The organism is Olsenella sp. KH3B4 (genome assembly GCA_900111695.1).
In the GTDB taxonomy this organism is placed as follows: domain Bacteria; phylum Actinomycetota; class Coriobacteriia; order Coriobacteriales; family Atopobiaceae; genus Tractidigestivibacter.
This window is the reverse complement of record FOHD01000003.1, coordinates 256,632-278,274: the sequence shown is the minus strand read 5'-3', so window position 1 is coordinate 278,274 and position 21,643 is coordinate 256,632. Positions and strand designations below refer to the sequence as shown.

At 65.1% G+C, this 21,643-nt stretch carries 18 protein-coding genes; 4 read left to right on the top strand and 14 right to left on the bottom strand.

Translation table 11 applies throughout. The features are described from left to right. The 3 genes from BMX94_RS04580 to istB all read left to right on the top strand — a co-directional run. Positions 1-186: ATP-binding protein (locus BMX94_RS04580; RefSeq protein WP_177171325.1), on the top strand; the 186-nt coding region annotated here is incomplete at its 5' end. Between the two features lie 26 nt (positions 187-212). Beyond that, positions 213-713 carry a hypothetical protein gene (locus tag BMX94_RS04575; protein ID WP_091004156.1) on the top strand — a complete coding sequence of 167 codons (501 nt, stop codon included), beginning with the start codon at positions 213-215 and terminating at the stop codon, positions 711-713. Further along, a complete protein-coding gene (gene istB, locus BMX94_RS04570) occupies positions 706-1,464 on the top strand; it encodes an IS21-like element helper ATPase IstB (RefSeq protein WP_091004154.1) in 759 nt (252 codons plus the stop codon). The genes BMX94_RS04575 and istB overlap by 8 nt, the downstream gene beginning before the upstream one ends. A 397-nt stretch (positions 1,465-1,861) precedes the next feature. On the opposite strand, the gene BMX94_RS04565 is transcribed toward istB, so the two are convergent. From BMX94_RS04565 to BMX94_RS04520, 10 genes are all read right to left on the bottom strand, one after another. Then, entirely contained in the window at positions 1,862-3,334 is a 1,473-nt protein-coding gene (locus BMX94_RS04565; protein WP_091004151.1) for a sugar nucleotide-binding protein, read from the bottom strand. A 10-nt stretch (positions 3,335-3,344) separates the two neighbouring features. After that, a complete protein-coding gene (rfbB, locus tag BMX94_RS04560; protein WP_091004148.1) occupies positions 3,345-4,367 on the bottom strand; it encodes a dTDP-glucose 4,6-dehydratase in 1,023 nt (340 codons plus the stop codon). Positions 4,368-4,370: 3 nt separating this feature from the next. Next, a complete protein-coding gene (gene rfbA, locus BMX94_RS04555) occupies positions 4,371-5,276 on the bottom strand; it encodes a glucose-1-phosphate thymidylyltransferase RfbA (protein ID WP_091004145.1) in 906 nt (301 codons plus the stop codon). After that, positions 5,273-6,154 carry a glycosyltransferase family 2 protein gene (locus BMX94_RS04550; protein WP_091004142.1) on the bottom strand — a complete coding sequence of 294 codons (882 nt, stop codon included), beginning with the start codon at positions 6,152-6,154 and terminating at the stop codon, positions 5,273-5,275. Before BMX94_RS04550 ends, rfbA begins: the two co-directional genes overlap by 4 nt. Then, positions 6,154-6,960 (bottom strand): sugar transferase, encoded by an 807-nt coding sequence (locus BMX94_RS04545; protein ID WP_218138459.1) that lies wholly within the window; start codon positions 6,958-6,960, stop codon positions 6,154-6,156. Before BMX94_RS04545 ends, BMX94_RS04550 begins: the two co-directional genes overlap by 1 nt. Positions 6,961-7,121: 161 nt before the next feature. Continuing rightward, positions 7,122-7,763: a CpsB/CapC family capsule biosynthesis tyrosine phosphatase gene (locus tag BMX94_RS04540; protein WP_091004139.1), complete on the bottom strand. Its 642-nt coding sequence runs from the start codon at positions 7,761-7,763 to the stop codon at positions 7,122-7,124. Positions 7,764-7,784: 21 nt separating this feature from the next. Continuing rightward, the gene (locus tag BMX94_RS04535; RefSeq protein ID WP_177171324.1) at positions 7,785-8,837 is read right to left on the bottom strand and encodes a CpsD/CapB family tyrosine-protein kinase; all 1,053 of its coding nucleotides are present in this window, start codon (positions 8,835-8,837) and stop codon (positions 7,785-7,787) included. A gap of 3 nt (positions 8,838-8,840) precedes the next feature. Beyond that, on the bottom strand, positions 8,841-9,497 hold the full coding sequence (locus tag BMX94_RS04530; RefSeq protein WP_091004134.1) for a YveK family protein: 657 nt from the start codon (positions 9,495-9,497) through the stop codon (positions 8,841-8,843). Between the two features lie 102 nt (positions 9,498-9,599). Continuing rightward, positions 9,600-10,403 carry a YebC/PmpR family DNA-binding transcriptional regulator gene (locus BMX94_RS04525; RefSeq protein WP_091004132.1) on the bottom strand — a complete coding sequence of 268 codons (804 nt, stop codon included), beginning with the start codon at positions 10,401-10,403 and terminating at the stop codon, positions 9,600-9,602. Between the two features lie 463 nt (positions 10,404-10,866). Further along, positions 10,867-11,574: an ECF transporter S component gene (locus tag BMX94_RS04520; RefSeq protein ID WP_091004130.1), complete on the bottom strand. Its 708-nt coding sequence runs from the start codon at positions 11,572-11,574 to the stop codon at positions 10,867-10,869. A 143-nt stretch (positions 11,575-11,717) separates the two neighbouring features. Between BMX94_RS04520 and BMX94_RS04515 the strand changes: the two genes are divergently transcribed. Then, entirely contained in the window at positions 11,718-12,158 is a 441-nt protein-coding gene (locus BMX94_RS04515) for a hypothetical protein (protein ID WP_091004127.1), read from the top strand. A gap of 57 nt (positions 12,159-12,215) precedes the next feature. Here the strand turns inward: BMX94_RS04515 and BMX94_RS04510 are convergent, their stop codons facing one another. Genes BMX94_RS04510 through BMX94_RS04495 form a run of 4 tightly spaced genes read right to left on the bottom strand, consistent with a single transcriptional unit; the run spans position 12,216 to position 21,467 of the window. Then, positions 12,216-13,655, bottom strand: a complete 1,440-nt coding sequence (locus tag BMX94_RS04510) for an ABC transporter ATP-binding protein (protein WP_091004124.1) — start codon at positions 13,653-13,655, stop codon at positions 12,216-12,218. Then, positions 13,652-14,527 (bottom strand): energy-coupling factor transporter transmembrane component T family protein, encoded by an 876-nt coding sequence (locus BMX94_RS04505; RefSeq protein WP_218138458.1) that lies wholly within the window; start codon positions 14,525-14,527, stop codon positions 13,652-13,654. Before BMX94_RS04505 ends, BMX94_RS04510 begins: the two co-directional genes overlap by 4 nt. Before the next feature lie 28 nt (positions 14,528-14,555). Beyond that, positions 14,556-15,749, bottom strand: a complete 1,194-nt coding sequence (locus BMX94_RS04500) for a DUF4430 domain-containing protein (RefSeq protein ID WP_143052267.1) — start codon at positions 15,747-15,749, stop codon at positions 14,556-14,558. Continuing rightward, a complete protein-coding gene (locus BMX94_RS04495; protein WP_091004121.1) occupies positions 15,750-21,467 on the bottom strand; it encodes a DUF4430 domain-containing protein in 5,718 nt (1,905 codons plus the stop codon). It lies immediately after the preceding gene. Positions 21,468-21,643 lie beyond the last annotated feature (176 nt).

Sequence of the window (21,643 nt, the reverse complement as noted above, 5' to 3'; positions counted from 1 at the left end):
GCCGACGCATACGAGAGGCAGTCGGTGGTAATCACCACGAACCTGGAGTTCAGCAGGTGGGGGTCGGTGTTCGGGGACGACCAGATGGCCGCCGCCGTGATCGACCGCATCGTCCACCACGGGAGGCTCATCCAGTTCCGCGGCGAGTCCTACCGCGTCCGCCATGCCCTCATGCAGGAGAGCTAGCCGCTCAAAAAGCGTGCGCGCCTCCGATGCTCAGGCTGCTCAATATCCGATGCTCTTTTTGCTCAAATTCTCTTGACGAAACACAGGTCGTCGGGCTCTGGGCGACGAGGGTCGCGGTGATGGACGGCGACGGCGCCGTCGTCGCGGAGCACGCGCGCGCCTACGGCGACGCGCCCACCGACACCACGGACCCCGCGTCCCAGCTCCCGCTGCTCGCGAACAGGCTCGGCGCCTGGCGGGAGAGCAGGGTCAGGGCCGCGCTGCCGGACGACCTGCGGGACCACATCGACGCGCTCGACCGGAGGGGGCTCGGGGAGGCCGTGAGGTGCATGCGCGACCAGTGCGCGCTGTCCGGGTGGGACGCGACCGTGCGCGCGGCGTCGGTCTCCCTGAGGGCGTCGGGCAGGATAGACCCCTCCGCGGTCGCCCTGGCCGCATCCCGCGCCGAGACGGGCGAGGTCTCCTACGACGAGGCGGTCGACCTCGCCGAGTACGACCGCCTCGCGGGGGTGGTTGCCGATGGGTAGGGCGGCAAGGTCGACCATCGACGGGGAGCTCGCGGCGAACGCGAGGAGGCTCTTCATGTCGGGCGACGTCGTGAGGGGCTTCCTGGACGGCGCGACGGCCGCGGAGGTCCGCGCGGCCAACAGGCTCCTGTCCGCCGAGCTGGAGAGCCGCGACGTGCACAGGAGGGAGCGCCTCATGCGCAGGGCCAGGTTCCCGCAGGTCAAGTCGTTCGAGGGCTACGACTACTCGCAGGTGGCCTTCCCCGACGGCTACGGGCCGGCCGACCTCGAGTCGCTCGCCTTCCTGGACACCGCCGAGGGCTTCGTGTTCCACGGCAGGACCGGGAGGGGCAAGACCCACCTCGCGACGGCGATGGGCGTGCGGGCCGTCTCGATGGGTCGCCCGGTGCGGTTCCACTCGACGGCGCGCCTGGTGATGCAGCTGGAGCGAGCGAGCGCCGAGGGCAAGCTCGACGGCGCGCTGAGGGACGCCACCAACGCCGACCTCGTGATCCTGGACGAGTTCGGCTACGTCCCGATCGACGTCGCCGGTGCGCGGCTGCTGTTCCAGGTGGTGTCGGACTGCTACGAGAGGAGGAGCCTCGTCATTACGACCAACATCGAGTTCGGGAGGTGGGGCACGGTCCTCGGCGACGACAAGCTCGCCGCGGCGATGATCGACCGGGTCGTCCACCACAGCAGGCTGGTCGAGTTCAACGGGACGAGCCACCGCATGGACCAGGCGCTCATGCTCTCTGGTAACGGAAGCTAGGGGTGCGGGCATGCCCCGAGCGAAGTGTGGGAAATCGACAGAGCGAACTGTCGACTTTTACTTGACGGGATACAGATTGTAATCCGAGATGAATATCTTTGAAGCCATCGGAACATTGTCACCGATGATCACGCTGTCGTATGAGGGGATGCGCATGTGTTCGTTAATCTTGCAGTTCTCGCCGATTCTGATAGAGCCGTTCGGCCCAGTCTCGAACCTACAAAAATAGCTGAGGGTAAGTCCGCCCCGGCATGAGAAACGGCTCCTATCTCCTCTGCGATAGGATGGCCACCCCACGCGACATACACCAGAAAACCATACTCTTGTCAACAACAGCGCCCGGTCGTTCTTGAAAGTCTCGCTAAATTCGTGTTGTCCGTGCATGAATCAAGACCACCTAGCAGATGTTTTCGCCATCGAGTTTATTGAGGTACTCCCTCAGCTCCTGCTCCCAGTCGGGCATGGAGAACCCCGTGGCCTCGAGCTTGGCGAGGTCGAGCGCGGAGTGGACGGGACGCGGGGCGACCGGCCCCTCGGCGCCGGCGTAGTACTCCGCCGTCGAGACGGGCACCACCGCGTCCCCGTTGCCGTTGGCGGCCTCGAAGCACGCCCTCGCTATGTCCGCCCAGGAGCGCACCGCGCCGGAGCCCGTGCAGTCGTAGGTGCCGTAGGGGGCGTGGGAGCCGAGCAGGTGGAAGATCGCGGCGGCCATGTCGCGCGTGAAGGTGAGGCGGCCCAGCTGGTCGTCCACGACCGTGACATGGTCCAGCCTGTCCTCCGGGTCGGCGACCCTGTCGCTCAGGCCCACCATGGTGCGCACGAAGTTGCGCCCGTCGCCTATGACCCAGGAGGAGCGCAGGATATAGTGCCTGGGGCATCCCGCGACGGCGAGGTCCCCCGCGGCCTTGGACTGGCCGTAGACGGAGAGGGGGCCGAAGGGCTCGTCCTCCGTGTGGAGCTCCTGCGTGCCGTCGAAGACGTAGTCGGAGGAGATGTGGACGAGGCGGATGCCGTGCTCCGCGCAGGTGCTTGCGAGGAGCGCCGGGCCCTGGGCATTGGCCTTCCAGCAGGAGATGCGTCCCTCGGGGGTCTCGGCCCTGTCCACTGCCGTCCAGGCGCCGCAGTTGATCACGGTTCCGTAGAGGTCCCAGTCATACTGCGAGTAGGCCTCGGGATCTGCCATGTCGAAGGTGTCTATGTCGCAGAAGTCGAAGGAGGGAAGAAGGCCCCTCTCCTCGGCGAGCTGCCTCACGGCGCGTCCCAGCTGGCCCCTGCATCCCGTGACGAGCGTCCTCTTCGGCGCCATGGGCACGACATCCGCAAGCATCGGATGGTGCAGGTCGGCCTCCGAGAGCGTGGCCTCCGAGAGGGGAATCGGCCACTGGATGCCGAGCTCCGGGTCCGCCAGGTTCACGAAGGTGTAGGTGCGCTTGAGCTCCGCCGACCAGTGGGCATCGACGAGGTAGGTGTAGGCGGTGCCGTCCTCCAATGCCTGGAAGGAGTTGCCGACGCCCCTGGGGACGTATATCGCGCGCGACGGGTCGAGGGTGCAGGTATAGGCCTTCCCGAATGTGGCAGAGCCCTCCCTGAGGTCCACCCAGGCCCCGAAGACCGAGCCCGTGGCGACCGATATGAACTTGTCCCAGGGCTCCGCATGGATGCCGCGGGTCACGCCCCTCTCCGCGTTGAAGGAGACGTTGTTCTGCACGACATGGAGGTCGGGGATCCCGAGCGCCACCATCTTGGCTCGCTGCCAGTTCTCCTTGAACCAGCCGCGGGAGTCGCCGTGGACGGCGAGCTCCACCACCTTGAGCCCCTCTATGCCGGTCTCCTCGACCCTGAGGTCCTTCTCGAACTGAATGTCGGACATGCCTCTCCCCCTACTGGCCCTGCTCCGCGTACCTGCGCTCGGTGGCCTCCTTGGCGGGGCGCCACCAGGACTCGTGCGTGCGGTACCACTCTATGGTCTGGGCGAGCCCCTCGGCGAAGTCCGTGTGGACGGGCCTCCAGCCGAGCTCGCGCTCCAGCTTCGTGGGGTCGATCGCGTACCGCCTGTCGTGGCCGGGCCTGTCGCGCACCCAGTCGAAGGCATCCTGGGGCTCTCCCATGAGGGAGAGGATCTCCCTCAGGACGTCGATGTTCGACCTCTCGCCGTCGGCGCCTATGAGGTAGGTCTCGCCTATCCTCCCCTTGGTGAGGATGTCCCAGACGGCGCGGGAGTGGTCCTCGGTGTGTATCCAGTCGCGCACGTTCTCCCCCGTGCCGTAGAGCTTGGGGCGGATGCCGCAGAGGATGTTCGTGACCTGGCGGGGTATGAACTTCTCGACGTGCTGGTAGGGGCCGTAGTTGTTGGAGCAGTTCGAGATCGTGGCCGCAAGGCCGTAGGTCCTCGCCCAGGCGCGCACCAGCAGGTCGGAGGATGCCTTCGTCGAGGAATAGGGGCTGCTCGGCCTGTAGGGGTCGTCAGGCTCGAAGCGCCTCGGCTCGTCCAGCGCCAGGTCCCCATACACCTCGTCCGTGCTGATGTGGTGGTAGCGGATGCCATATCTCCTCGCTGCCTGCAGGAGCCTGTAGGTGCCCACGACGTTCGTCTGCACGAAGGGCTCGGGGTCGGCGATGGAGTTGTCGTTGTGGGACTCCGCCGCATAGTGGACGATCGCATCATGCCCCGGCACCACCTCGTCCAGCAGGTCCGCATCGCAGATGTCGCCCACCACGAGCTCCACCTGGGACTCCGGGAGGCCTGCTATGTTTGCGGGGTTCCCTGCATAGGTGAGCTTGTCGAGCACGGTCACATGCACCTCCGGATGGTTCCTGGCCACCCAGCGCACGAAGTTGGACCCGATGAAGCCGCAGCCGCCCGTGACGACGATGTTTCTCGGCTCGAAGACGACCTCTGCCATGTCCTAGTCCTCCCTGTTCCTGCCGTCCGGCACGATGGCGCCCTCCGCCACCGTGCGCAGATGCCTGCCGTAGTTGCTCTTGCCGTAGCGCTCCGCGCAGGCAAGGAGATGGTCCCTGGAGATCCACCCGTTCTCGTAGGCTATCTCCTCGGGCACGGACACCGGCAGGTCCTGGGCGCGCTCCACGGTGCGCACGAACTCCCCCGCCTCGTAGAGGGATTCCATGGTGCCGGTGTCGAGCCACGCGTAGCCGCGCCCCAGCGTCACGACGTCGAGCGTGCCGTCCTCGAGATACATCCTGTTGAGGTCCGTGATCTCGTACTCGCCGCGGGCCGAGGGCACGACCCTGGACGCATACTCCGTGACCCTGCTGTCGTAGAAGTAGAGGCCCGTCACGGCGTAGCTGGACTTGGGGTGTGCCGGCTTCTCCTCGATCGAGACGGCGTTGTAGTCCCTGTCGAACTCCACGACGCCGAAGCGCTCGGGGTCGTCCACCCGGTATCCGAAGACCGTGGCGCGGCCCTTCCCGGCATTCTCCGCCGCCCTCCTCAGGTGGCGGGAGAGGCCGTTGCCGTAGAAGATGTTGTCCCCCAGCACGAGCGCGCAGGCATCCCCGTCCACGAAGCCCGCCCCGTAGTGGAAGGCGCGCGCCAGGCCGTCGGGCTCGGGCTGCACCGCATAGGAGAGACGGATGCCGAAGTCCTCCCCGTCCTCGAGCAGCCTCTCGAAGTTGGGGGCGTCCTGGGGCGTCGAGATGATGAGGATGTCCCTGATGCCTGCCAGCATGAGCGTGGACAGCGGATAGTAGACCATCGGCTTGTCGTAGACCGGCAGGAGCTGCTTGCTGGTCACGGTGGTCAGCGGATACAGCCTCGTGCCCGAGCCGCCGGCGAGAATAATACCCTTCATTTTTTCATTACCTTTCTAGCCTCTGCTCGACCTGCACGATTGCCAAGAAAGCGGGCGGCACAATCAATTCCAAACAGGAAGAACTCTCCAACCCGACCCTCACGTAACAATTGAGCGGAAACCGCTTTAACAAGTTTTCCGCCCTCGCCTATCTCACTTGCACCCATTAGCTCATCCGAATGAGACTCCAGAATAGAGCCAATTGCCTTGTTGCGCTCATATTGTTGGCTTGGCTTGAGGTTATGCGAATGGAAAACTGTCGCCGCAGGCACATACGCAACCTTGTAACCGTTGTCTATGAAACGCGCAGCCATCAGCATGTCTTCATTTGTTACGACTTGAGGGAAGCCGCCGCATGCAATGTATGCCCTACGCCGATAGGCAGAGCACACGTCCGAGGCAAAGAAGGTCTTGATGCCATATATCGACAGGTCTTCCTTGCCACGAACTGAAGCATAATCTGGATAGTTAAAGCTCCTGACTAGCTGTTCAAATCGTCTAGCATCGGACTTGGGCAGCTGCCTTCCGCTTGAAAGTGCAACCTCAGGGTTATCAAGAATCGGACGAACGAGCTTCTCTAGATAGTCGGAGTTCTCGGGTATTGCATCCTGTGTAAGAAAGCAAACAATCTCACCTGTTGTTTTGCGAAAGGCAAGGTCCCTCGTTCCACCATGGTTGAACGAGCTTCTATCAATGACCATCAAGGAAGTCGAAGGATGCTTCTTAACCTCAGCCGCTGTATTGTCATCAGAGGACGAATCTACCACGAGTATTTCACTCGGGGTGAGAGTCTGTCGTTCTAGCAAAGACAACAGTTGATCAATCTCATTTTCAGCGTTGAGTGTGGGAATAATGACACTAATAGTAGGCTGGCACACTATCGACCAGTCCTCTTGCTAAACATGGCACTAAAGGTATTAATGAAGCACTTGGCATCTAGCCCAAGACTCGCCTCTTTGACATACCTCAGCTCAATCTTCTGCCTCTCACCTGTCTCAAAGGTGGCGTCATTACGCTTTGAGGACTGCCAGAGACCAGTGATGCCCCCCGGAACGCTGCAGAGCAGCGCGGCATCATCGCCAAAGTGTTCAAGCTCGTCATATGAAATAGGGCGAGGACCGATGACGCTTATTTGGCCAAGCAGCACATTGAGAAACTGCGGAAGCTCATCAATAGAGGTCTTCCTCAGAACTCGGCCAAGCTTGGTGATACGCGGATCATTGTCTACCTTGCGTTCACGCTTCCAAACGGCGAGCTGCTCGGGTGTGAGGTACTTCTCAACATCGTCAGCATCCGCCACCATGGAACGAAACTTATAGATATGGAAAGGCCTCCCATACCTGCCCACACGCACCTGCGAGTAGATTGGAGTCCCCTTGGTATCTACAGCAATCGCAACGGACAGCAATACGCACGGGACGAGTCCGATAATGGTCACACATCCCGAGAATGCAATATCAAAGGCGCGCTTAACAAACCGATAGCCAAAGGACCTAGAGTCAAGGGACTTGCAGAGGGCGACGAACTCCTCAGAGCCGGGACAGGGTTTGTCGGCATCCTTGGTGCCCTGTAGAGTTGTGAACTCGGTAGGCTTGCGAGACTTGGTGGGCAGTACCGACGCCTGCTCCCTCGATGCTCGACCGGCTTCGGCCAAGTATAATGATTCGCAGCTCTGTCGCTCCACGAAGACCCCCCCCCCGAACAATTATCGGGGAACACACTTTATCCTTGAGTGCAAGTCCATTCTATGTCTTGGTCGCATTTCAGGCCAATGGAAAGGACATTCAGTCCCGCACGCCACAATCATCACATCAGTATGTCGAAACAAGCCCATGGCCTGTAGGTCTACGCAAGGTAGCTCCCGTACTTTCTCAGCGCCTTGGCAAGGTACTGGTAGTGCTTCACGCAGTGCGCGTCGCTTGCAATAAAGGTGTAGAGCCCCTGCTTCAAGAGCTCTATTGCCGGGCGCTTCTCGGCACCCAGACGCCCACCCGCAATGAAGTCCGCAGATGCCTGGAGCCTGCAGCCCATGTCCACAAGCTCCTGGGCTAGCCCCACGTCCCGCTGCACTGCCACATAGCGCTCAGGGTGCGCAATGATCACGTTGAAGCCCATCCCCTGCAGCTCGAAGATGGTCCGTTCGTACTCCGCAAAGCGTGATGGCGACGCGTTGACCGAGAGCTCCAACAGGAAGTCCGCCGTGCCATAGCAGCCGAGCACGCGCGCCCAGTCCATCCCCAGGTCCATGAGCTTGTGGTGGTTGACCTCGAAGCCCATGTGCAGGGGAAAGCCCCCGGCCGCGTCCTGGAACTGGTAGAAGGCCTGCCACATGGCATCGTAGTCGAAGTAGGGGTCTCGGCAGTGCGGCGTGCAGGTTATCTCCGTCACGCCGGCCGCCTTGGCGGCCGCAAGCATAGCAAGCGACTCCTCCATGGAGGAGGAGCCGTCGTCTACACTGGGAAGTATGTGGCAGTGAATATCGTGCACGCCTCGCTCCCCTACCGTGGGCTAGTATTCCTCGTCATCATAGCGGGGATAGCTGCGGCCGGCGCGCGCAACGCGGGACTGCTCGGCCAGGCGCTGGTACATGGCCGTATCGCCGGGGCCGGCCACGTGGGTGCGCTGGAGTTGCGGCTGCGTTGCCACCTGGGGCTGCTGGGCAGGGCGCTGCGCCGGGGCCGGCTGGGGCTGGGGCTGTGCCGCCCGCGCCTGCTGCTGGGGCTGGCTCCTGCGTGGGGGCGGGCCTGCCGGCACGGGCGTCTGGGAGGCGGAGCCGTTCTGGTGGCCGTTGCTGGCGGGCCTTGAGGCGGGCGCCTTCTGGGGCTGGGGCTTGGCCGGGACGAACTTGGGGGCGCTTGCCTCCTCCTCGGCGCGGTTGCGCCGGCCGCCCTCGCCGCTCTCGTAGTAGTACGAGTAGTAGCTGTTGCCCTTGCCAAAGTCGCAGCCGTTCATGACCACGCCGGCGAGGTTGCAGTTGGAAGCTCGGAGCTGGTCCACGGCCTGCTGGAGCTCCGCCCGCTTGACAAAGTTCTCGCGCGCGACGAGCAGCACGGCATCGACCTTGGTGCCCAGGACGGCCGCATCCACGAAGGTGGTCACGGGCGGCGTGTCGAAGACCACATAGTCAAAGCGGCCGCGCGCGTTGTCCAGGAAGCTCTGGAAGTGGTGCGAGTTGAGGATGTTCGAGGGGTTGGGAATGTGCGGCTCGGCATCCAGGAAGTAGAGGTTCTTGGTGGGCGTGCGCACGGCGGCCTGCTCGAGCGAGACCTGACCGGTCATCACGGAGTAGATGCCGGTCTGGGCGTGCACGCCAATGCGGGTGGCAACGCTGCGGCGGCGCATGTCGCACTCGACGAGGAGCGTGGAGGCGCCGGAGGCGGCGATGGCCGAGGCGATGTTCACCGAGACGAAGGTCTTGCCCTCGTTGGGGACCGAGGACGTGATGGCAAGGACGTGCACGGGGTTGTCGACGCTCATGAAGCGAATGTTGGCGAAGAGGGTCTGCGCGGCGTTAGAGACCGCCTGGCTCTGCTCCTCGGCGCGCTGGTTTCTCCTAGGCATCTGCTACATCCCTTCGACCTTGGGGAAGTGGCCCACGACGGGCAGGTCCGCGATCTCCTCGGCGTCCTTGCTGTTCCTCACGCGCGTGTCGGCCATGTCGGCAACGACCACGATCACGACGGCCACGAAGAGCCCGGCGAGAAACGCGACCGCCATGTAGAGCGCGCGCTTGGGGCCGGAGGGCGTGGTGGGCGTGACGGCCGCGTCGATCACGTTGACGGACTGCACGTTCATGACCTGTGCGGCGACGTTCGAGACGTCCGTTACCAACGCGTTTGCGACCTCCGCGGCCTTCTCGGCGTCCGTGCCGGTGACGGAGAGGTCGATCACGCGGGTGGTGGTGGAGCTGGTGACGTCGATCTTGTAGGCGTTGAGGTTGTCGAGACCCAGCTGGGTAGCGACGTCGCCCTTCACGCGGTCGGACTTGATGATGCTGGACACGTCGTTCGTGAGCATCTGGGATGCCGAGAGGTCGCCCTGCGTGACGGTGGTGCCGTCTGGGCTGCTGGACTTGGAGAGCACGTACATGGAGGTGCTGGCGGTGTACTGGTTGGGGAGGAAGAAGGCGTACACGCCGGTAATGACCGCGAATGCCACGGGAAGCAGGACCACGAGCCTGAGGTGCTTGCGCAGCAGCTGGAGGAGTTCGAGAAGAGTCATTGACCTTTCCCTTGGACGGGAGCTTGGCTTTTGGGGCCTTGCAGACGGGTGCCGAGAAGAGAGCGGCGCCGGGGCCTTGTGGCCGCCGGCGCCGGTAGCGTGCTAGTCCTCGTCTTCTGCGAGGGCCTCGGCGATCTCGTCTGTGACGTTCATGGTGCTGTAGACGTTCTGGACGTCCTCCAGCTCGTCGAGGCGGTCGATGAGGCGCTGGACCTTCTTGGCGTCGTTGACGGAGACGTCGGTGGGGGTGGTGGGCATCATCGTGAGCTCGGAGCCCTTGACCTCGATGCCCTGGGCCTCGAGCGCCTTCTGGACGTCCTGCATCTTGTCGTAGGCGGTGTAGACGATCCACTCGTCTCCGGCGTCCTCGTAGTCCTCGCCGCCGGCCTCGGCCACGGCGAGCATGAACTCGTCCTCGTCCACGGCGTTCTCGCGGTCGGGGACCTTCTTCTCGTCGCTGTGGATGACCTTCTCGACGGCGATGGAGCCCTTGCGCTCGAACTGGAACGCGACGGAGCCGGAGGTGCCGAGGTTGCCGCCAGCGTGCGTGAAGGCGGAGCGGACGTCTGCGGCGGTGCGGTTCTTGTTGTCGGTCAGGCAGTCGACGTAGAGGGCAACGCCTGCGGGGCCGTAACCCTCGTAGGTGATCTCCTCGTAGACGGCCGCGTCGGCGCCGGCGCCGAAGGCCTTGTCGATGGCCGCCTTGATCTTGGCGTTGGGCATGGAGACCATGCGGGCGCGCTGGACGGCAGCGGCGAGGGTGGCGTTGTTGTCCGGGTTGGGGTCGCCACCGATCTTGGCGGCAACGGTGATGTTGCGCGAGAGCTTGGAGAAGAGCGACGAGCGCTTGGCGTCGATGGCCGCCTTCTTGTGCTTGGTGGTAGCCCACTTAGAGTGTCCGGACATTGAGTCTCCTATCCACACGGCGCGCGGGCACGCGTCCGCGCTTCTTGCTTGCTGCGGGCGCGAGGGCGTGCGGCTGGCGTCACCTTGGGGCGACAGGGGCTGCGAACGCGGTCGATACCCATTGAACCTATGAAATTTTACTCTCTGTTGACGCTGACGCAAGGGTGAGCGGGCATGGGGGCGCGTAGCGCGGGGCGGAAGTCCGGGTTTCTTCACAATTTTTGGTGGGGGCGCGGGGCGTGCGGGCGCGGGGTGCGGGGTGCGGGGGCGGCACGGGCGGCGGGGCCCGGAACCTGCCCGGACGCGGCCCAGCCGCCAAAACTGCGACTTAATTGCACCTCGCCACGAAGGCCCAAGCACGCTACCTGCGGTTCTTCTCGGCAGCCTCTGTCTTGAACTGCAATTAAGCCGCAGTTTTCCCGTTTCGAGGGGAGGGACGGCCCGGCGGCGGCCCGGCGACCCGCTACAGGCCGTACTTCGCGACGGCATGTCGGATGCGCACGCCCCACGGCACCCAGATTGCTGCGAGAAAGCCCACCGTGGCGGCTCCGTGCAGGCAGTCCCACGGGAGACCAGCCGCATACGCTGCGGCCACGGTGGGCCAGGTGATGGGCTCCACGTACCCAACCACGTACCAGCCGTTGAGAATCGCCCCGTAAAGGAGAGCCGAGAGAAACCCGTACGCGAGCAGCGCGCCGCGGCGCTTAAGAAGACCGCGCTCACCCAGCACGCCCGCGAGGTAGCCGACGAGCCCCCACGCGTACATCTGCCAGGGCGTCCACACGCCCTGGCCAAAGAAGAAGTTGGACAACAGCGCCGCCAGCGCACCCACCATGAAGCCCTCGCGTCTGCCCAGCGTGGCGCCCGCGACAATGGCAATCGCCGAGACGGGCTTGACGTCGGGAATGGGGGCAAAGAGGATTCGCCCGGCCGCCGCCAGCGCCGCGAGCGTGGCCGTGGGCATGACCTGTCGGAGCGCAGGCCGCGAGGCCTCGAAGCTGGCCAGAAAGAGCCCCACGCAGAGAACCACCACCAGAAGCGAGAGCCCCGCAGCCGCCTGCACGCCGTTCACGGCGCAGGCAACGAGAACCGCGGGAACAGCGACTATCGACGGCACCTCGAGGCCAGCGATGACACGTTGGCAGGTTGCGATCGCGCTGCTCGTTGCCATGGCCCTTGCCTTTCTCGTCAGAAAACCAGCATGTGACACTCTATGCCACATAGCGTAGCGCCCGCTTGCGGGAACCAGCCCCCAAGCTGCGCCGAATTGCCTAAGATGAGCATGTGCCGCACCCATCGACCGGAGGAGGCCCCATGCTCTACGTTGGAAACTTTAGCTACAACGATGACAAGGACCAGGCAAACAACTACTGCCTCATGCCGTGCGTGGTTGAGGCGGACTCGGCGGACGAGGCCCTCGAGAAGTTTGCGTCAAAGTTCGCGAGCGTTCGCGCCGAGTCTGACCTGCTTGAGGGCGCAAGCGAGATCTACCTTGACTCCCTCGTCGAGCTGGAAGGCGTGCCGCAGGAGCCGGTGATCACCCAGTGGCAAAAGATTGTCCCCGCCATCGACGGCCTGTGCTCGGTGACCAGCGCCCTTCCCGACACGAGCGTGGACGAGCTTGCTGCCAGCGCATACGGCTGGGGCGAGGACGACGGCGACGAAATCGAGCTCGACGACATGGAGGACTTGGACGACCTCACCGAGGACGACCTCGAGGAGGAGGGCATGGAGGAGCCGTTCCTCACCTTCTAGCGGATTGCCGTCAGCAGGCTGTCGTCGTGCCGACGGCGCTACGTCGTGCACCACAGCTCACACGTGGTAGAGCCAGGACCCGGCGAGAAACTCGTCGGGTCCTTCTGTGCACGTTACGGCCCCGTCGAAGAGCAGCGACACGGAGTCTGCCACCGCAGAGACAAACGCAAGGTCGTGCGTGGCAAGAAGGACGCTTCTCCCCTCCTGTCGCAACTCTTGCACGAGACGGGCAAGCTTGGTGCGAGCCGCGGCGTCGAGGCCCTTGGTGGGCTCGTCCAGAACGAGCAGGTCCGGCTTCGTAAGCAGCAGTTTTGCAAAGGCCACGAGCTGCTGCTGGCCACCGGAGAGGTCAAGCGGGTTTCTCGCCGCAACGTCTGAAAGACCCAGGCGCCCCATCATGGCCGTGACCTGGGCATCGCCGTAGCCCGCGCCCTTTGACCAGAGCATGAGCTCGTCGCGCACGGTCTGCGCCGAGAGAATCGCACGCGGGCTTTGCGGCAGGTACGCCTGGGACGCCGCATGGGGGCGAGAGACGCGGCCGCGCTGCGGTGCAAGCGAGCCGCACGCAAGCTGCAAGAGGGTAGTCTTGCCCGAGCCGTTTCCGCCCACGATGGCCGTGACCTGGCCCTCGGGCACCGTGAGATCCAACCCGCGCAGAACCCAGTCAGCATCGCGTCCGTAGCGAAACCACGCGTCGCGAAGGGAGAGCGCAGGTGTCAAGCCACCTGCAGCGGGCTTGCCGCTGGCAGGCACGCTTTTTGCCGCCACCTCCTCCGGCCTAAAGGCGCAGGCGGCAACGGCCTTTTCGAGCGAGAGCTCGCTCACGTGGCCGTCCTCCACGCGAAAGGCGCAGGTGGCCACGACGCGCATGGGCTCCGGCGCGTGCGTTGCCACCACCACGGTGACCCCAAGCTCGCGGTTTGCGCGAAAGAGCATGGCGAGAAAGTCCTTCTCGGCAACTGGATCGAGCATCGAGGTGGGCTCGTCCAGAAGCAGCAGGCGCGGACGCATGGCCAACGTAGCGGCAAGGGCGAGCATCTGGCGCTGGCCGCCGGAGAGACTTGCCGTCTTTTGGCGAAACCATGGCTCCATGCCAAAGAACATGCAGGTCTCGGCCACGCGGCGGCGCATCTCGGCTACAGGCGTCCCCAGGTTCTCCAGACCAAAGGCCATCTCGTGCCACACGGTGTCGCAGACGATCTGGCTATCGGGGCTCTGGAAGACGAGCCCCACGGTCTGCGCGGACTCCACCGGCGAGAGCGTGCGCACGTCCTTGCCAAACGCGAGCACGTGGCCGACAAGCGTGCCTACCGGCGCCACCTCGGGCTTGGCAAGGCGCAGAAGCGTCGACTTGCCCGAGCCGGTGCTGCCCGTGAGCAGCGCAAACGCGCCCTCGGGCACCGCAAGCGAGACATGCTCAAGCACTGGTGCGGGGTGCGGCTCCGTGTCTGTTGCGGGATAGGTGAAGCTCACGTTTTCAAACTCAAGCGCACTCATGCGACCCTCCCCCACCGTATGCGCTGCCCCAGGTCAAGCAGGGTGGGGAGAAGCGCCAGCACCATGTACGGAACATAGCCCCACCAGGCAACCAGGCGAGGCATGGTTGGATAGAAGCGCCACTGCGAGCAGGCCACAGAGACGAGAAGCGCACTTGCCGCCGCCAGGAGCACTATGCCCGCAAGCGCGAGCGCGTCAGAGCTCCGAAAGGAATCGGGCAGGTAGCAGCTGCGGCAGTCCGTAGCGCCCCATCCGCGGGCGCGCATGGCGTCGGCGCGCTCGATGGAGTCCTCCATCGACCAGCTCATGAGCTGGTCTGCCACGCGCACGCCGCGGTCGCGCGAGCCCTGCGGCGCGGCAGCCGTGGTGGCGAGCGTCGCTGCGCGCACGGTCTGCGCACGATCCAAGAGCTGTGGCACCATCTGCGCCGCCATCGAGGTCACGAGGGTCACCGTGGGAAGCGCGCGGGCGCCCAGCTGGAGCAGCCGGTCCTGGGTGAGCACGCAGGCAGCGTCCTCGAACCACAGGACCACGGCAACGAGAAGGGCTCCCGCGCAGGCACCGTAGGCGATGCTCTCCTGGTAGATGGCCATAGGGCCAAGCTGGGCCACCAGCGTGGAGCCAGATGCCGAGAAGAGCGGGTTGGCCACGGCGACCAGCGCCACCATGGGGAGCTGCCAGCGGAGGCCCTTGAGCGTGCGGCGCCATCCGCGCGCGGCGAACGAAAACGCGAGCGCCCCCGCGAGCGATATGGCCACGCAGACCGGCTGCATCGCGAAGATGGCGATGAGGATGGCGGCGGCGAAGTAGGCTGCCGGCACGGCCGGGTGACAGGTGTCGAAGGCGGTATGTGTGTCTCGCATGGTTAGCATGGGACGAGTATGACGCACTTTCCTTGCACTATGCCGACGTAACGTAGACCCACGTCACCGCATCGCCATCCGAGAGCGTGCAGGCACCTGCCGAGTAGTTGGGGTAGCTGCCGTTGACCGCATACTTCCAGCCGCTCTCGCCGCCCTGGTCCTTCTCGGCGTACCCGTTGATTGCGGCAACGTAGACGCCCATGGCCGTGCTGCGCGCGTTCACGCTGGCACCGGTTGCCACCAGGGCGTCGTATGCCGTGGCGCCGGGGTCGAGCGAGACGGTATACGAGCTGGTGGACCCTCCGTCGGCGCGCGCGTCGATGGTCACGGTGACGCGGACCTTGGACTCCTGCGGGGCGGGGCTGGCAGACGTGCTTTCGGGCTGCGTGCCGCCTGCCGACGAGGAGTTGCTAGAGGACGAGACGTTGGAGCCGGACGTGGCACCGGCACCGGAGGTGTCCGCTGTCCCGGCGCTGACCTCCTTCTGACGCGTTGCGACATCTGTGGTGGAGAGGTCCTCGCCAGAAGCCGTCACGGCGGCGTCTATGGAGACGGCCGTGCCGTCCGGAAGCGTCGGCGCGGTGCCCGCAAGCTGCGAGATGTCGTCTGCGTCCAGCCGGGCATACGCGTTGCCGGAGATGCCGTAGCCCGTTGCTGCCGAGAGGAGCGCAGGTAGGCTGCCCGTGGTGGGGGCGCCGTCCGTAGGCATGGTGATGGCCATGCGCACGGCGCCAGCGCCGTCCTCGCAGATCCAGGTGACGCTCGGGATGCCCACGCCCTGCTCGGATGCCCAGGTGGCGAGGGCCGCGGAACGCTGGGCGCAGGCAAGTGCCATGTCCGGCGCAGGAGCGGAGCTTGCCTCCTCGACCCAGATGCCATCCGCGGAGAGGACCACGTGGGTGGCGTCCTTCTCGAGCGAGACGTCCATGCCATCAAACTGGAGCGACGCAAGCGCCGTGTAGACATCATCCGTAGTGACGGTGAGCGCCTGTGATGCTTGCTGCTGGCTGTCATCGCCCTGACCGGCTGCCTGGTCCGTCTCGTCAGCCGTGGTCTGGAACGCATCGGAACCCGTAACCCACGCGAGCGGGTCGCCACCCTGCGCGTAGACGGACATCGCCCACACGCAGAAGGCGATGAGGGCGGCGGCGAGAACCGCAAGGATCACCCTGGCAGTGCGCGTGCCGCTTGCGGGCTGCTTGCTGTTGGACAGCGTGTCGTTGTCTGACATCTAGCCGCGCCTCCCCTCGGTGGCGTCGCCCTCGCTGCGGCGACGACGCGTTGCAAGCAGGATGACGAACAGTGCCACACCCACGCAGGTGCCCACGATGGGCCAGATGGGGAGGCCTTTCTGTGTTGCCTCGTAAGCTGCGGGCGTCTCGCCGGTAACCGTGTTGTCCTTGTCGCCAATGGAGGTGACGCTCGTCACGTCCTCTGACGAGTAGCTGTCGAGAAGCGAGCCGTTATCTGACGCTGCGGGGTCAACTGTAACGGAGCCGGTCGACGCGTTGCTGGCAGAGACGGGTACGCGAGGCTTTGCTGACGTCATGGCGGATGGGGTCGAGACGGTATTGTCAGAGGCGCCGCCTACGGTGTTGCCGCCCGCATTACCGCTGGTACCAGCGTTGCCGCTGCCATCCGCAGAGCCACCGTTGTTCTCGCCGTTCTCGGCCTCGTCCCCGTTAGGAACGGACGTGGTCTCGCTTGCGTCCAGCTTGAAGAGGGTGCCGGAGTCGTTGAAGAAGTAGAGGTTGCCGCTTGCGTCGCAGGCGATGGAGCTCATGCAGTACTGCCAGAGGTCGGCCGCGGGCTGGTAGAGCGTGGTGGCGACCGTATCGCCCAGGCGGTAGGCGTACACGCCGCCGGGCATGCCGTTGCAGGTGAAGTACACGTAGGTGTTACCGTCGGCGGCAACGCTCACCAGCGGCGTGCTCTTCACGTCGCCGGTTCCCACCTGGCCTTCGACGGCAGTCGCAGGCACCAGCGCCTCATGCGTCACCTGCATGGACGCAAGGTCAATCACAAAGAGCGCGCCGCGCGTCACGTCTGCGGACGAGGAGCCGCCCACGTAAAGCAGACCGTCGCAGATGGTGGGCGACGAGGTGGAGTACGAGCCAAACTTCACGCTGCGGCCAGCCGTCAGCGAGCCGTCAGAACCCAGGGAGAGCTTGTGCAGCGAGCCGTCGGTCGTGACCGCGTATGCCACGTTGCCGCTCACTGCCAGCTGCGCGCGGCAACGCGTGCCCAGCTCGACCGAGGAGAGCACGCGACCCGTCGCCGCATCGAGCAGCGAGACCTGCCCAGCATCGTTGGCCGTGAGCACCCCCGCAGACGTTGGCACGGCTCCCGTCCAGTAGTAGCCCGCATCCGTGTCCTCGTGCGACCATGCAATGCTGCCGTCCGCCAGGCTCACGCAGGCCACGTAGCCGCCGCAGGAGTCACTGCCGTCGGGGGCTACGGTCGAGAAGTACGCCTTGCCGTCGCGCACGGTAACGGACGAGAGAAGCTGCTGGTCAACGGCCTTGCCACTCGAGCTAGTCGAGCTGGGCAACGCCGCCGAGACCCAAACCGTGGTCAGCGTGTCGGCGGTGAGCGCCTGTATGCGGGCACTATGCAGGGGCACAAGGATGAGGCCGTCGGCGTACTGCAGGCGCGCCGTGGAGTCAACGCTCGCGGCAAGGTGCGCCTCGTCGAGCACCAGGCCGGTGGACGCGTCGCGACGATAGAGCTGCGTCTGTACGGCGTCATAGACGTCGCCGTTCACAATGATCGCGTCGCTCGCGTTGACGTACATGGCGGTGGTGAGGCGCGACTGCGCCCAGTCGAGCTTGGCGTAGGTGCCGGAGCCCGGCACGGGCGTCGAGAGCCCGCGCACCACGCCCGTCTCGTCAGCGCCCTTGTAGCCGGGCCAGGCAGCGCTCAGGTCAACGGGACGCTTGGCCGCAGGATCGACAACCAGGGCGTCGCTCTTGGGAAGGTTGTCAGCGTCCGCGCAGTAGTACCACACGACCTCGTCGCCGTTGGCTATGTTCACGCTGCCGGCGCCCACCTGTGACATCTTTCCGTTTACGAACAGGTGCCAGTACGCGTTAGTCTCGGCGTCCCAGCCAAGCACGCGGCCATCCACGGGCGAGGTGATGGTATTGAGGTACCAGCCCCAGCTTGCGGTGCCGGAATCGTGTGCGAGGCCCTTCTCGGCAAACGCCGCCTCGGAGAGGTCGGCAGCCGTGGAGCCCTCCACGAGGGTGAGCGACGTGGTATCCGCCCAGACCTGGTCGAGGCCCGAGGCGTCCTTGCCTATCACCTTGACCGAGCCGGTGACCTGGCCCGGAAGCGAGTCGCCCCAGGCGGAGTAGTACCAGACGACCTTGTCGCCCTCCTTGAGGACGTAGTTTGAGGCCATCACCGTGGCGGATTCACCATTGATGAAGAGCTGCCACCACTTGCCGGTTGCGGCGTCGTAGCCAAGCAAGGTGCCGTCCTTGGCGAAGGTGTAGAGGTCGGCGTCATAGGTGATGCCGTTGGCGTCGAGAACCTGCTTGGTGAGGTCTGCCGCAGTGGTGCCCGGCTCGACGGAAAGCGAGGTCTCAGGCGCCCAGCTGACACTCGCGCCGGTGGCGTTGGGGCCAATGACCGCGCAACTTGCCGAAACGGTTGCCGGCGCGTCCTGGCCGGAGGTGCCCGCGACCGTAAACGTTGCCGAGACGTCCTGGTCCACAAGGCTCGCCAGCTTGGCCTTGAGCTGGTCGCTCACCGTGGGGTCATCCTTGTAGAACTCGTAGTAGGTCTGGAAGCGCTCGTCGGCAAGGCGCGAGATTACGGTAACCCGCGTGTTGTCGGCGGGCTTGGTGTAGGCGAGAAGCTCGTTGGAGATCACGTCCGGGCGGCTTGACTTGAAGGTGCGCCAGGTCATGCCTCCCATGTCGCTGTATCCGGGCAGGTCAACCAGCACGATGCCGGGGTGCGCGGACTGGGTGTCGCGGTTGCGCGCCCATGCCAGGTTGCCGGAAGCGTCGCGGTAGGCGCCCAGGAACGTGTGGAGGCTCCCTGTCACGTTGCTGGCACCCTGCCCGTCGAGAAGCGCCAAGGCATACCCCGCCTTGGCGTCCTCCATGAGCGAGACCGCCTCGTCGATTTCCTTCTCGCTTACGGGAGCGAGTGTGAACTCGAGCGTCTTGGTGGCTGTGACCTGGGGGTTCGCCTTATCCGTGACCGTGCAGGTAATGGCAACGGTGCGCGCGGTGCCCAGGGGCCGCACCACGATGGCGTGGTAGCCGTTGAAGCTGACGAGAGGATCGTCGCTGGTATAGGAAACGCTGTAGGCCTTGCCGTCCACACCCAGCGCGCGAGTGGTAGGAAGCTGCAAGTCTCCGGTAATGGCCTCGTGGTCGACGGCGTCCCCCGTCGAGAAGGCGGTTACCTTCTCGTACGTGAAGCCCGTCTCGACCGTAGACGCAAGCTCCGCCTGAGCTGCGGCAACAGCCTCGGGGTCTGCCTTGACGGTAACCGGGAAGCCCTTGGTCACCGTAACGTTGGGCATGCCGTAGCCCGTGAAGGACACGGTTGCCGTGAGGGTTGTCGGCGTATCAACCAATCCGCGCGTGGGCGTTGCCGTGAGGGTGCTGTCCCAGCTCTCGCCGGTTACTTTCACGGTGCCGTCGCTTGCGCTCCACGAGGCAGTGGCGCCACCCAGGCTTACCGGCAGCGAGAAGGCCTGGGTCACGGAGCCCGCGGAGTCGCCCTCGGCAAAGCCCAGCGTGATGGCATCGGCTTTCTTCTGGAGCACCGCGCGCGCCGCAGCCTCGTCCCAGGGCACCTGGAACGTGCGGTTGGGGGTGTACGTTGCGGTCTCGTCGCCGCGCGAGAGCGTGAACGCGATCGAGCTCACCGTCTGAAGCGAGGACATGTTCCAGCTGGAGACCTTGTCGGTATCGCACGAGAAGTACGTGACGGTGCCGTTGTCCGCGTCTGCGGTGGAGATGCCCACGGTGGCGTTTTCGCCAGTGTCCTGGAAGTCGACGCTGGTGACGCGCACGGTGAGACCCGTGGTGTCCACGCCCTCCTCGGCCAGCTTGGCGAGAAGCACGTCGTTCACGTTGGTGTCGGTGCCGTACGTGAGCGAGGGGCGCCAGTTCTCGTTCTGGAGGCGCGCGACGGCGCCCGCGAGCGTGGTGCTGTCGGCGACGGGCTGGTCGAAGGCGGCGGAAACGGAGGCGTCGCCGCTTGTTGCCACGACCTTGAGGTACTTGCCCGCCGCGCTTGCAGGAACCTGCAGGCTTGCCGACGTGCAGCCGTCAAGCGGCTGCCACTCTGCCGACGGGGCATCGGCGCTTGCGGCAACGTACCACTGCAAGTTCACGCCGTCCTTGCCGGTCACGTCCACGTTGCTGCCCGAGAGCTGCGCGGCGTAGACCGTCGCCGTTGCGGTGTCGCCGGTGACGAGCGTGCCCGACGCAGGCGATACCAAAGCGTGGTGGAGGTCGTAGCTGCCTGCGGCCTTGACCTGGGTCTTCTCGCTGCTGGCCGACGCCATGAGCGCGCTGCAGCTTGCCCACACGTATGAGCCTTCAAGCGACGGGGAGAGCACGAGCGTGGTGCCGTTTGCGCCGTCGGCCGCCGTGAGCTCGCGCGCGTTGGTGCCCGCTGCGTCATCCGCCGCGTACCAGGTGCAGGTGAGCTGGGCGTCCGAGGGCAGATCCGCCTCATAGGTGCCCCAGCTGCTGGCTTTCTCGTACTGGGGCTGCGCCGTGAGCGTGGCCCCCACCTGCGCGTTTGTTTCCGACGACGAGAGTTTCACGCTTGAGACGTCGTAGGCGCCCGCCAGCGCGACGGGGCCAACAGGGGCCTGCGAGGTAGTTCCGTAGTAGGACGGAACGCTGGTGGAGACCACGGAGTTGCCGCTCATTGCCTTGACGCGCAGGTACGTGCCGAGAAGCGACATACCGTCAGCGGTCTGCGCGGGAACGGTGAACGTCGCGGCGGTGGCTCCGGGGATGTCGGTGAACGCCGTGTCGTCCGTCGAGTTGCTTGCAGCCCACTGCCACTGGTAGTGCACCACGTCTGCGGAGGTCGCCTGGGTGTAGGGGCCGGTGTATGACGTGGCCGAGATGGTCTGGCCCACCGTCGCGCGGCCGGACGCGTCGACCGTCACCTTGTACAGGGTGACGGCGCCGGCCTCTTGTACGGGTCCCGCGGCGGAGCTCTCGGTTGCCCCGTAGCCACCGTCTGCGCTCGCGTAGAGGTACTTGCCCAAGAGGTCGGAGGTAACGGTGAGGGTTGGACCCTCGGCGCCGGGGATCTTCTCACCCGTGCCGTACGCCGAGTCGCTGGCGTACCAGGACCAGGTAACGCTGGCATTGGAGGTGGCGTCGGCGCCGCTTGCGTCCTTGGCCGTTGCGGTGAGGGTGTCGCCGGGTGCGAGCTTGCCGGTGTTGCTCAGCGACACGCTTACGAGGTTGACCGAGCCGGCAGCGGCAACCGCGTTGCGGCTGCGCGTTGTGCGCGTGGAGACGCCGTCGGCCGTCGTGAGCACGCAATGCACGTAACGGCCAGCGTAGTTGGCGAGGGAGAGGGACTGCGCGATGGCGCCGGGGATGTCCTCCCAGGTAGAGTTGTCGGAGCTCACCTGCCACTGGTACGTGAGGGTGGAGGCATCGATGGGAGCGCTGGCGCCACGTTCGCGCGCCCACGCCCACAGCGTGTCCGAGGCGGCGTAGGCGTAGGTGCCGCTTGTCGAGCTTTCGCTGGTGGTGAGGTAGGTGGAGTAGATGTTGACCGATGCGTTCGCGGCAGCCGCTGCCGACGTCGTGGCCGGGGCGGACTCCGCCGCAGCCTCGGCAAGCGCGCTCGTGGGCACCATCGATGCGGCCGTGACCAGCGACAACGTGACCGCCAGGATGCGCTTCCGCAGGTTTGTCCCGGACGCTGCCATGGGTTTTGTGGGTTTCATGCCCGCCTCCCTGTGATCTGCTCCCTTGGGAGCGTCGAGGGCAGGCAGGGCCGTCGAGTGGCGACGGTAGCCTCACGGCGCAACGCCGCCAACAGCGTGGCGCGCGCATCTGAGCACAGTTCTGGTTGCTGACCCGGAGTAGAACCGGGATCCATTTGCAGGCCTCACAGCTGCCC